This is a genomic window from Paenisporosarcina sp. P4_B8, assembly GCF_056402175.1.
This window is the reverse complement of sequence record NZ_JBFUHX010000023.1, coordinates 19855-32714: the sequence shown is the minus strand read 5'-3', so window position 1 is coordinate 32714 and position 12860 is coordinate 19855. Positions and strand designations below refer to the sequence as shown.

The following is a 12860-nucleotide window of genomic DNA, read 5'->3' as shown; positions in this document are numbered from 1 at the left end:
TAATAATCCAATGTTGTCTTCGTCTGCATTTGATAAATTATGACAGAATTTATCAAACAATCACTCTATACTTTGAGACACCAGTACGTTATAATTCGCATATACTGTATACAGAATACAAGTTGTTTTTGAAAGAGGTTGACATCTGTTGAGAAAGATAAAAAAACCAGATTCTTTAGCGGATCAAGCCTATGATTTAATCCGCAAAGACATTTTGACGGGCACTCTTGCGCCTAATGAAGAACTGCGTGAAGAAAAATTCGCCTTGGAATTGGGCATAAGTCGTACACCACTTCGGGAAGCAATTCGCCGGTTAGCAACTGATGGACTCGTGGTCTTACAAACTGGCAAACCGGCGAGTGTTTCATCCTTCACGAAAGAGGATGCACTTCATCATATGGAAGTCCGTAAGTTACTCGAAACGTACAATATTGAGCAAGTTGCCAAATTTACAACGCCCGAATTTCTTAAATCTCTGAAAAGTAATCTTAAGCTTCAAAAACGGGCAGCGGAGAAAAATGACTTTCATGAATTTATTGAACTGGATCGGGAGTTTCACCTATTATTGGCTGATCAAAATCCTAATACAAAATTATGTGAAATGATTTATACCATCAATACTGGCGTTAATCGTGCCTTTTTAATCCTCGCGAATACGTACCCCGTTTCTGCAATGGAAGCAAGTGGGGAGCACGAAGACATCGTCAACGCTCTTGAAAAACAAGACGTATCTAGTGCCATAAATGGGATGCTGGAACATATGGATAATATTGAAAGAAGATTTCTTCATTACTATGAGAAGGGTTGAAGATTCCATGCCACTTACGATAAATGAACGCATTACCAAAATTGCCGTTTCAGGCATCCGTCAGTTTTCCAATCAGCTTGTACATTATCCTGACGCAGTGAATTTAACGATTGGCCAACCAGATTTCCCAACACCTGAAGCCGTCAAACAAGCAGGGATTGCTGCTATTTCAAATGACTTGACTGGGTATTCCCATAATGCCGGCATGATTGAGTTGCGCAATGCGGTCGGTCGCTTTTTCTTGGAGAAATATGAATTTTCATATAAAGCGGAAACTGAAGTTATCGTCACAATAGGTGCAAGCGAAGCCATTGATGTGGTTTTCCGAACCATCCTGGAAGAAGGAGACGAAGTGATTTTGCCAGCGCCATGCTACACAGGTTACGCTCCAATCATTACCATGTGTGGTGCAAAGGTAAAGTACTTAGATACTTCAGATACAGACTTCCAACCATCTCCCGAACGTCTGAAAGCTTTAATTAGCGAGAAGACGAAAGCAGTTCTATTCAATTTCCCATCAAACCCGACAGGAGTCACCATTGATTCCAAGCAAATGGATGCCTTGGCGGATGTATTGAAAGAGCAGGAAATCTATGTATTGTCCGATGAAATATACAGTGAAAACACTTTTTCTGGCGAACATCGTTCATTTGGTTCGTATCCAGAATTAAGAGACCGTTTGTTCCTCATTCACGGATTATCAAAATCTCACTCTATGACAGGCTGGCGCATCGGATTTTTATTAGGTCCTGAAGCACTTATGCAACATTGCATTAAAATTCATCAATACAATTCCGTTTGTGCACCGGTTCCGAGCCAATATGCAGCAATCGAGGCGCTTGGCAACAGCAGGGATGTTCCTGCTGAAATGAATAAAGAGTACATTGTCCGCCGTGATTACGTATATGGCCGACTGATTGATATGGGACTTGATGTGGTTAAACCGAATGGCGCTTTTTATATTTTTCCTTCTATTAAAGAATTCGGGATGACGTCCTTTGATTTTGCAACAAGTCTGTTGAAAGAAGGAGGCGTTGCATGTGTGCCAGGCAGTGCCTTCAGTGAATATGGTGAAGGTTTCCTTCGTATTTCATATGCATATGCAATGCCGGTATTGGAAAAAGGAATGGATCGAATGGAAGCATTCATTTCAAAACAAAGGGAATTACGTAAAATCGTATAGGTTTAGGCACCATTAAAAGATATTTGTCTTAAAAACAGGGGGAATACATCATGACAGAACTTATGTGGTCAACACCAGAAGCACTCCGTACCTTGTTATGTGAAGTAGTCAGTTGGAAAAGTATGACGCTATCAGATGGAGAACGAGAATTTCCGTTTAAGGTTCAAGCTAAACTGCAGGATATTCCATACTTCCAAGATCATTATAACAACATTGAATTAAGCGAGGCAGATCTTGGTCGGAAGTTTCTCACTGCTTTATATAAACATCCAGAAGCGAAAGAAACGATTGTGCTAATCAGTCATTTCGATACGGTTAATACCGAAGAATACGGTGACCTCGAAGCATTGGCTTTTGAACCGGAAATGTTGACGAAAGCCTTGCATGATGTAAAAGAAGAATTGCCTGAAGACGCCCGACTTGATTTGGAATCAGGTAATTATTTATTTGGTCGTGGCACGATGGATATGAAGATGGGGCTAGTATTACATATGAGCCTCATCGAAAAAGCATGTCATGAACAATGGCCGGTCAATATCCTGTTATTGACGGTTCCAGACGAAGAAGTAAACAGCTCTGGAATGAGAGCGGCTGTGTCCAAATTGAATGAATATCGTGAGCAACATGATCTCACATACAAGCTATTTTTAAACAGCGAGCCCGTTTTCGCACAACAACCGGGTGATGATAAATATTATTTGTATTCGGGATCCATCGGAAAAATCATGCCGTCAGCCCTTTTTTACGGTATGGAGACACATGTGGGAGAACCGCTTAGTGGAATTACGGCCAATTATATTGCTTCATTTTTAACACAGCGTATGGAATATAATCCATTATTTCAGGAAACTGTTTTAGGTGAGAAGACCCCATTACCCGTAACCATTCAGCAAAAAGATTTGAAAATGGAGTATTCAGCGCAGACACCGTATCGTGCGAAAGCATTATATAATGTGTTTCTGATGAAACGCAATGCTGCTGAAATCATGTCGATTTTTGAATGTGTAGCGAATGAAGCTGCGGCTGAGTGCAACGCAAGTTATCAAGCGATTTGTACTCGTGAGGATGTAGCACCAGTTGGTGAGATACGGGTATTGAAGTACGAGGAATTGATGAATCACGCAGTTTCGAAATTTGGCTACGATTATGTAGAATTAGTCAAAACGACCGTTCGGGATCAACAGGAATTGGATGATCGTGAAAAATCATTCCGAATCGTTGATACACTGATGATTCAATGTCAGGAGTTGGCACCTGCAATCGTACTCCTTTTTGCACCACCGTATTATCCTGCAGTCAATACGAGTGACGATCCGTTAGTGGAAGAGTGTATGGAATTTATAAAAGAGCTAGGTAAGTCGGAATTTAATCAAGCGATTGAACAGATTCATTATTTTAATGGAATTTCTGATTTGAGTTACGTGAACTACGAAGATACAACTGGGGGATGGCAGGTGTTTGAAGCCAACACACCTGTATGGGGCGATACGTACTCCATACCCTTTAATGAAATGCGAAATCTAAAAGCTCCAGTTCTCAACGTGGGACCCTTCGGAAAAGACGCACACAAACGTACGGAGCGGTTGCACATCCAAAGTGCATTCGTTGAATTGCCACAGTTACTCGAGAATTTAGTAAAAAAAGTCCTTTTGGAAAAAATAGAAGCCTGACCCAATCCCTCACTCTCTGATAGAGTGGGGGATTTTTGTAATGATTTTGAGGATATCAGCTGAGGATATCAGCTGAGGATATCAGCTGAGGATATCAACTGGGGATATCAAGGATTCGCGGGTGGATATCGAGGATTCGTCGTGTGATATCTTCATTTCAATAGGTGATATCTCAAATTGGACAGTGTTTATCTAGAAATCGAATACAGATATCTAAAATTCACGAAATCCGCACAATTCAACCGCGCTGAAATGGTGCCATTTGCACCGCAAATGGCACGTTGCTGTGGGTTAATCGTCGGAATCAAGGATTCGCGGGTGGATATCGAGGATTCGTCGGGTGATATCTCTATTTCAATAGGTGATATCTGAAAATGGACAGTGTTTATCTAGAAATCGAGTACTCATATCTAAAATTCACGAAATCCGCACAATTCAAMCGCGCTGAAATGGTGCCATTTGCACCGCAAATGGCACGTTGCTGTGGGCTTATCGCCGGAATCAAGGATTCGCGGGTGTTTATCGAGGATTCGTCGGGTGATATCTACATTTCAAAAAGGGATATCTTGAAATGGACAGTGTTTATCTAGAAATCGAGTACTCATATCTAAAATTCACGAAATCCGCACAATTCAAACGCGCTGAAATGGTGTCATTTGCACCGCAAATGACACGTTGCTGTGGGCTTATCGCCGGAATCAAGGATTCGCGGGTGAATATCGAGGATTTGTCGTGTGATTTCTACTTTTCAATAGGTGATATCTCAAATTAGTCAGTGTTTATCTAGAAATCGAGTATTCATATCTAAAATTCACGAAATCCGCACAATTCAAACGCGCTGAAATGGTGCCATTTGCACCGCAAATGGCACGTTGCTGTGGGTTTATCGCTGGAATCAAGGATCCGCGGGTGGATATCGAGGATTCTTCGTGTGATTTCTACTTTTCAATAGGTGATCTCTCAAATTGGACAGTGTTTATCTAGAAATCGAATACAGATATCTAAAATTCACGAAATCCGCACAATTCAAACGCGCTGAGATGGTGCCATTTGCATCGCAAATGGCACGTTGCTGTGGGCTTATCGCTGGAATCAAGGATTCGCGGGTGGATATCGAGGATTCGTCGGGTGATATCTACATTTCAGAAAGGGATATCTCAAATTGGCCAGTGTTTATCTAGAAATCGAGTATTCATATCTAAAATTCATGAAAACCGAAAATTTCTGACGCGCAAAAAGTATGCATTTGCACAGCAAATCGCGTGAAGTTTATCAATCAATAGCTCTTACTTACAATAAAAAAGCTTGCTTCCGGTCATTCCCGGAAGCAAGCTTTTTCCTTTTTGGATAGAAAGCGATGCATTTCTTCAGCACTTACATGATAGATTGTTCCCTTATTCTGACCTGAGTAAGGGAAGTTTGATTTTTTCATAAAATAACCGACCGAATAGGATTTGTCTACACCTGCAAATAAACGTAATTGTCTATTGGTAATCTGATTGCCGACCAATGTAAACCAATCTATCATCGTATCGTAAAAAGGATTGTCAGGAATATGAAGACATGAGGGGCATACATATACTCGATTACTTTTTTTCAATAAGCGGCTCTCACACTTCTGGCAGAAAACTCCTTTCAGAAGATCGGAGGGATGTATTCCATATTTTTGGCATGCAGTTGCGTGTTCGAAAGGTCGATTTGCTTCTTGTAATTTCTTAGAAAGTGTTTGAAATTGATAATGAGTAAGTTGCTGCGGGAGCTTATTTAATTTCCGAAGAATTATAGGTAACTCTTTTGCAAAATGAATACCCCGATTCTCAGCTCCAATTAGTAAGGTGGAAGCAAAGGGGAAACTGACAATTCGATGTACAGGTAATTGTGTATCATGCTTTGCAAACCAATCTAGCAAATTCCCGACATAATAATCTGCTTGGACGGTAGGACAATCCATTGATCTTACGATGCCATCTTTTGTTTGTAACACTTGTCCGACTTGTTGGAAGGATATTGTTCCACTCCAATTCTTTACTTCTATTATTAATGCATAAGCGGTTGTGAATATTAAAATATCAATTTGGGTGGAAGGAATGTCTTTTTCATGGATTCGAATATTGGGAAGTAATATATGGGGGATAGGGAAGTGAATGGTCGATAAGACAGAATCAATATATGCTTCTCCAGCATGACCTGCATTGGAATTATACAAATCTTGATTAATGTCGGTAAATTGGGGGTGATTTACCGATAATCGACGATGCAATCGCCGAAGAGCAAATAATCCTGCAGGAATATCTCGATTTAGTTGAATAAAAATCATCTCCTTTTTATGAATTTATCAAATATAATGATATCTCACAAGATTTATTAAAACTTATTACCCTACACCAACATGAAAATCCCTTCAAATTTCAACAATTTTCCAATATCATAGCTTTATTTTCGCGCCTCCTTATCCTCATTAAAAGTATTCTATTTTTTGGTAGAGTAATATGGAGAGGATGTGGGAGAATGAAACCCGTAAAGTTTATTGTTGCGGCATTACTCGCTATTACTTTGTTCGTTCCGACAAGTAGTCAAGCTGCTGGTTTTCCGGATGTTTCAACGGAACATTGGGCATATAGCTCAATTATAAAGCTTTCAAATGCAAAAATAATTAATGGATATAGTAATGGGACGTTTGGTCCGAACAATCAAGTTACCCGTGCACAAGCCGCAAAAATATTGGCGAGTGCGTTAAAGCTACCGCTTGATTCAACTTTCAAAACGAGTTATCGAGATGTACCTTCAACGCACTGGGCATTTAAAGAAATACGCGCTTTGACTGAAAAAGGAATCTTTTCAAATGCGACAACATTTAACCCTGATGCACCATTGAGTCGTGCGCAAATGGCCAAAGTTCTGGTAGTGGCATACCAAATTAAAATTGACGATAATCACCAAGTTACTTTCAAAGACGTGCCACAAGACAACTGGAAACCATTCATTACTACGCTAGCGGAAGTGAAAATTTCTGAAGGAGTTTCATGGAACTATTTCAGTCCGTACGCCAAAGTCACACGAGCGCAATTGTCGGTCTTCATCGATCGTGCGATGACTTGGGATCAAAAACGAGATACAGGTGTGATTAAGTATGACAGCACAAATAAAGTCTATGTCGATTCCACGCTTGCAATTGACGATACCGCAAAACAAACCATTCACTTGGTGAATCTTGAACGCGCGAAAGCGGGTCTTCCTGCATTAGTGGCAGAGGCACCATTATCTAAAATAGCTACAGTAAAAGCGGAAGACATGGTAAAAAACAATTATTTCGATCATATCTCTCCAACGTATGGGAAGCCTTGGGATATGGCTGAGAAGTTCGGCTATAGTTATAGCAGCTTCGGAGAAAACATTGCATATGGTCAACGAACACCGCAGGAAGTTGTAACTGCGTGGATGAATTCACCAGGTCATAAAGCCAATATTTTAAACAAAGACTATACCAATATCGGTGCAGGAATAAAGAAAGATTCCAATGGCCGAATCTATTGGGTTCATATGTTTTCAAGTAAATAAATATGAAAAACAATGTGGCAGTCTAACTTAGACTGCTATTTTTCTATGTTAGGCAGGTAGATAGAGGTGTAACCAATTCTAGGTAAGTCAGCACGAAATACAGATATCGTCGGACGAAATGTAGATAACAATTTAATTTGATACCATTACCAGATAAAACACCACGAATTCTAGATAACGCTAATAGAAATCTAGATAAGTCAGCACGAAATACAGATAACGTCGCACGAAATCTAGATAACAATTTACTTTGATACCAATTCCAGATAACACACCACGAATTCGAGATAAAGCATCTCGAAATACAAATATAGTCAGGCGAAATGTAGATAACCGTATAAATCGATTTACAACCCTACGCAAGTCGTTTCATTTCTGCGACTAGTTTAATAGGAAGTGTGCTAAACTGGGAACTATGAAAAAATATATTCCATTTATCCTTATCCTATCGGTACAATTTTATTCTTCTGCTCAAACCTATGAAGAACAATCGTTGATTCCTGACCTCATGAGATGGCTCCCGAACGAACCTTTTAAGGGTGGTTTATCTCTTTTGCAAATTCCTTATTGGGGGACAATCGTTTCTGTGGAAGAACGTGGGTACCATGCATTTATTGAATTTCTAATCAGAAAAGGAGCACATGTTGTGTCGTTTGGGGCGCTTGCTATTGCAACATATATCATGGTCGGGCGCTTCAGGCTGGCATTCATTCTTACAGTAGTTCTGGCAATTGCGGATGAATTTCATCAATCTCTGACTGGCGGGCGGACACCAACCATAGATGATGTTTTGTTGGATTCATTTGGTGCGGGCTTGGCATTAATCTCTATTTATTTCATTAAAAAGTATAGGTCTAAGATAAAGAAGTCCATTTAAAATGGGCTTCTTTTTTATACGTTAAGTAAACGCTTACAAATAAATATGAAGATTTTGTAAATAAACTATATTATTAGTGGGAATATTGGTAAAATTAATAGAGTAAGAGTTTTTACCTAATAACTTACATATTCGAAGGAGGAAATTTGTACATGTCGAAATTGTCTAATAAGAAATTCTTAGCTACTACTGTTACTGCTGCGGCCGTAGCTATGGCTTTTGCACCAGTTGCATCAGCTGACGAAGTGAAATTCACTGATGTAGGTGAGAAATATAGTGATGCGGTTAACTTTTTGGTTGGAAGCGGTATATCTAAAGGACTATCTGATACACAATTCGGTGTTAGCAAAAACATTGACCGAGTAGATGCAGCGGTTCAAGTTGCACGTGCATTAGGTTTTTCTGAAGACGGACAGTATAAGAGCTCTGGATTTACTGATGTACCAGCTCGTGCAAAATGGGCAGTTGATGCATTGGTAGAAGCGAAGATTGTAAACGGTAAGACGAATAAATCGTTTGGCTCTTATGACGATTTGACTCGTGATGAAACTTCTAAGATATTAGCAAATGCTGCTAAATTACCAATCGATGAGAGCGTTACAAAGACTAAATTTACAGATGTAAATCCTAGATTTGCAAAATATGTTGATGCACTTGTTAAAGCTGGAATTACAAATGGACAAACAGAAACAAAGTATGGCTCATGGTACGCAGTGAGACGTGGTGAACTTGCGTTGTTCCTTGATCGTGCAAAAGAAAATTTTGGTTTCTATGATTTAACTGTCATGCATACAAATGATACACATGCTTACTTAGAAACAGCTCCATTCCGTGCTACTGCAATTAAAGAAGTACGTGCAGAAAATGAAAACAATATTTTACTAGATGCTGGTGACGTATTCTCTGGAGATCTTTACTTCAACGCATTTGAAGGCGCTGCAGACGTTGAAATGATGAACTACCTTGGTTATGATGCCATGACTTTTGGTAATCATGAATTCGATTTGGGATCTTCAAAAGATGGCCACAAGTCTTTAACGGAATTCATCAAAAATGCAAAATTCCCATTAGTATCTGCTAACGTGGATTTCTCGAAAGACCCATTGTTTGACGGACTTCAATCAAAAACTTACGCTTCATCATACAAAGATGGACAAATCTATAATGGTGTGGTTTTAGATGTTAATGGTGAAAAAGTCGGTGTGTTTGGCTTAACAACTGAAGAAACACCAACAATTTCTTCAACAGGGAAAGTTGAATTCAAAAACTACATTGAATCAGCAAAAGCGTCTGTAAAAGCACTTCAAGAACAAGGCGTAGATAAAATTGTCGCACTTACTCATCTTGGATTAGATGATTCCTTGAAATTTGATAATGACTTGGAATTAGCGAAACAAGTTGAAGGTATCGATATTATTGTTGGTGGCCATACACATTCGAAAATTTCTGCTCCGGTAGTATCTAAAGCGTTCGACGCTCCAACAGTTATCGTAACGGCAAATGAATATGGTAAATTATTAGGAACTCTTGATGTTACTTTCAACAAAAAAGGCGAAGTTTCAGTCTTTGCTGGAGAATATTTAGAAATGAAAGCTGAAAACTTTGCTGCTGATGAAGGCGCTGTGAAATTATTGGCTCCTTATAAAGCAGAAGTTGAAGCTATTAAAACTCAATCTACAGGTACAACTGCAGTGGCGATGTTAGATGGACAACGTGCTGGTGATACAGAAGGCAAGTCAAGTGTTCGCTTCAATGAAACAAACCTTGGAAACTTGATGACTGACGGTATGCTTGCAAAAGCAAAAGGCATCAATAAAGATACGGTAATCGCTCTTCAAAACGGAGGGGGTATCCGTAGTTCAATCGATGCGGGCGACATTACAGTTGGTGAAGTTTTGAAAGTTATGCCTTTTGGTAATGCATTGGCAATCCTAGACCTTAAAGGCTCTGAAATCAAAGCTGCTTTGGAACATTCAGTGTCTCAAGCACCAAAAGAAAACGGTGCATTCTTACACGTATCTGGCATGAAGTTTGAGTATGATAGTTCAAAAGAAGCGGGCAAACGTGTAACAAAAGTTCAAGTTAAAGTTGGAACTGAATATGTGGCTCTTGAAGATGCGAAAAACTACTTCGTAGCAACTAACACATTCACTGCTAAAGGTGGAGACGGTTACGAAATGTTCAAAACGGCTTACAATGAAGGTCGTGTGTCTGAACCAGGTATCGTTGATTACACAAGCTTCATCGATTACATCAAGACATTGGATAAAGTTGATCCAAAAGTAGAAGGTCGCATCGTTGACGTTGCTACTCCTGCTCCTGCAGCTAAATAATTAAGTAAATTAATAAATTGTAATAACCCCGGCATCTTTTGATGTCGGGGTTATTGTTTTTTGAAAGGATGAAATGAGTGAGGATATGTCATTGTATTTTAAATAAGAGGTAATCCTAACCGGTATTTGGTCAGGAAGAAGTATTAAATATATATTGCCTTATCTAATAGTGCACTACGTCGAGCTTCTTTTGCAGCTTCATAGTCCTCAATTTGACTTCTAACGTGTGACTCTCCATAGCCATTTGCTACATGTTCTTTTTCAATACCTGAAATTACTGAGTAAAATACTTTGCCCGCGGCTTTCCAATTCCGAAACAGCCGAAAGTAGATGTTAGCTAGCGTGGTTAATTGATTCCATTTACTTTTTTTCTTGTTACTCTGAATATTCACGACCAACTAATGCATCAATACGGCTATTTGCCTGAGATTGCAGACTCGACATAACGGGTTCATATTTATGTTTAATAGAAGCAACTGTTACATCAGAAACGATTGAGATCCTCGTTTCGCACTGATGGCGTTAAAGTAGACACAACTAAAAAGATTACGAATTTTACAGATTACCGTTACATCGGTAACACTGCACGACCACACGTTCAAAAAGTTTATCAAGCTGGATACATCAACGGTTACAGCAATGGAACGTTTGGTCCTTCACATGATACTGAACGTGGCCAAATGGCAAAAATTCTTTATAACTTCTTACAATCTGTCAAATTCATTAACTAAATTACAAAAGACCTCACAGAGTGAGGTCTTTTGTAATTTATATTCGCCTATTAAAATACAGCAAACTAGAGTGAAAAGTCGATTATTGGTGAAATATAGACCAATAGAAACATAGGCATTTGGCAAATTTTATGTTACGATTTCGTTACAACACAGAAAAAGGAGAATTTTGCGATTTGAAAAAAATATGGTTGTATGCTGTCTTTGCTACATTATTCATTGGATTAGGATTTCCTGTAACACAAGCTTCGGCTAACACATCATTTAGTGATGTTGGAACTACCCATAGGGCCCAAGAGGAAATCTATTATTTAGTAGAAGGAGGAATTGCGAACGGAATTTCTTCGACATCCTTCTCACCGAACCAACAAGTAACGCGTGGACAAGCTGCTGCTATGCTAGGGCGTGCACTTGGTTTGAATGGAGAGAAAAAACCAACATCCTTTTCAGATGTTTCTTCAAACTATTTTGCATCTGGATATATTCAACAAATGGTAGATAAGGGGATTATTTCAGGTTATCCTAATGGCCAATTCCAACCTAACAAAACTTTGACACGTGGTGAAATGGCTCTTTTAATTAGTCGTTCATTTGGCTATGGAGCAAACTCTGTATCAATTGCTTCTTCTCGTCTGATGGAAAAAGGAATTGCACAAGGTTATGCTGACGGTTCATTTGGTGCATCTGAGACGATTATTCGAGCAGACTTCTCTGTATTCTTAGCYCGTGGAATTCATAGTCAATTCCGTACGTCTGATGAACAAACGTTTAACCGTCCTATGTATGTAAATGTTGATAGTTTAAACGTCCGCACTGGTCCTAATACACAATACCCTTCTTTGGTAAAAGTAAACAAGGGACAAGTCGTTGAATATGGATATTCAATTGGAGATTGGTCTTTCATACGTGTAAATGGACAAGAAGGATTTGTACATAGTTCATATATCCAAATAGATCCGAATAATCCAACGCCTCCTGTCGTAACACCGCCACCTACTGTACCTAGCGATTTAGTTGTCATCATCGATCCAGGTCACGGTGCACACGATCCCGGCGCTCAGGGGTTTGGTTATAAAGAAAAAGATGTCGTTTTGAGCATTTCCAAATCAATTAAGACATATTTCGATAAAACACCAATTCAAGCAAAATTGACAAGATCCACAGATGTTTTTCTTGAATTGGGTGCACGTACTAAATTTGCTTCGCAAAACAATGGTGATATTTTCATCAGTATGCATGCAAATGCACTGAATGGTTCAGCAAATGGAACAGAAACTTATTATTATCAAACAGCTGCAACTAATCCATATGTAAATGAATCCAAAGCTCTTGCCAAATATATTCAAAATCGTATGCTGGAAGCATGGGATTTGGCAGACCGTGGTGCTAGAGCTGGGAACTACTATGTATTGCGTGAGAATACAATGCCTGCAGCTTTAGCAGAGATCGGATTTATCGATAACAAGACTGATAATGCGTATATCGCATCATCTACACGTCGTGACCAAATGGCAAAAGCTATCTTCATGGCAACTCTTGACTATTTCTACCACTATGAAGGGCGAAAAGATGTGTTGCCATTATATAACACGGTAAACGGCAAACCTTCTCCTAAACTTCATTAAACCAAAAACGCTGATCTAAAGAAAATTTAGATCAGCGTTTTTCATATGAGTCAATTAAAAGTATAATGAGAAAAA

General features: G+C 39.2%; 10 protein-coding genes. 9 read left to right on the top strand and 1 reads right to left on the bottom strand.

Features of this window, described 5'->3' with window-relative positions; all coding sequences use genetic code 11:
* The first annotated feature begins 148 nt into the window (after positions 1-148).
* The 4 genes from AC1DSK_RS15920 (at position 149) to AC1DSK_RS15905 (ending at position 4033) form a co-directional block, all read left to right on the top strand.
* On the top strand, positions 149-808 hold the full coding sequence (locus AC1DSK_RS15920; RefSeq protein WP_477546430.1) for a GntR family transcriptional regulator: 660 nt from the start codon (positions 149-151) through the stop codon (positions 806-808).
* 7 nt (positions 809-815) lie between these two features.
* A complete protein-coding gene (locus AC1DSK_RS15915) occupies positions 816-1991 on the top strand; it encodes an aminotransferase class I/II-fold pyridoxal phosphate-dependent enzyme (protein WP_477546431.1) in 1176 nt (391 codons plus the stop codon).
* Positions 1992-2041: 50 nt separating this feature from the next.
* Entirely contained in the window at positions 2042-3661 is a 1620-nt protein-coding gene (locus AC1DSK_RS15910; protein ID WP_477546432.1) for a M20/M25/M40 family metallo-hydrolase, read from the top strand.
* Positions 3662-3838: 177 nt separating this feature from the next.
* Positions 3839-4033, top strand: a complete 195-nt coding sequence (locus AC1DSK_RS15905; RefSeq protein ID WP_477546433.1) for a hypothetical protein — start codon at positions 3839-3841, stop codon at positions 4031-4033.
* A 943-nt stretch (positions 4034-4976) separates the two neighbouring features.
* On the opposite strand, the gene AC1DSK_RS15900 is transcribed toward AC1DSK_RS15905, so the two are convergent.
* On the bottom strand, positions 4977-5978 hold the full coding sequence (locus AC1DSK_RS15900; protein WP_477546435.1) for a nuclease-related domain-containing protein: 1002 nt from the start codon (positions 5976-5978) through the stop codon (positions 4977-4979).
* A 191-nt stretch (positions 5979-6169) separates the two neighbouring features.
* Between AC1DSK_RS15900 and AC1DSK_RS15895 the strand changes: the two genes are divergently transcribed.
* From AC1DSK_RS15895 to AC1DSK_RS15875, 5 genes are all read left to right on the top strand, one after another.
* Complete coding sequence (locus AC1DSK_RS15895; protein ID WP_477546436.1) at positions 6170-7219, top strand: S-layer homology domain-containing protein; 1050 nt, start codon at positions 6170-6172, stop codon at positions 7217-7219.
* Positions 7220-7634: 415 nt separating this feature from the next.
* Positions 7635-8096 carry a VanZ family protein gene (locus AC1DSK_RS15890; RefSeq protein ID WP_477546437.1) on the top strand — a complete coding sequence of 154 codons (462 nt, stop codon included), beginning with the start codon at positions 7635-7637 and terminating at the stop codon, positions 8094-8096.
* 152 nt (positions 8097-8248) lie between these two features.
* Positions 8249-10429, top strand: coding sequence for a 5'-nucleotidase C-terminal domain-containing protein (locus tag AC1DSK_RS15885; RefSeq protein ID WP_477546438.1), 2181 nt, complete (start codon positions 8249-8251; stop codon positions 10427-10429).
* 494 nt (positions 10430-10923) lie between these two features.
* Positions 10924-11160 (top strand): S-layer homology domain-containing protein, encoded by a 237-nt coding sequence (locus tag AC1DSK_RS15880; RefSeq protein WP_477546440.1) that lies wholly within the window; start codon positions 10924-10926, stop codon positions 11158-11160.
* Between the two features lie 176 nt (positions 11161-11336).
* Positions 11337-12785, top strand: a complete 1449-nt coding sequence (locus AC1DSK_RS15875; RefSeq protein WP_477546441.1) for an N-acetylmuramoyl-L-alanine amidase — start codon at positions 11337-11339, stop codon at positions 12783-12785.
* Positions 12786-12860 lie beyond the last annotated feature (75 nt).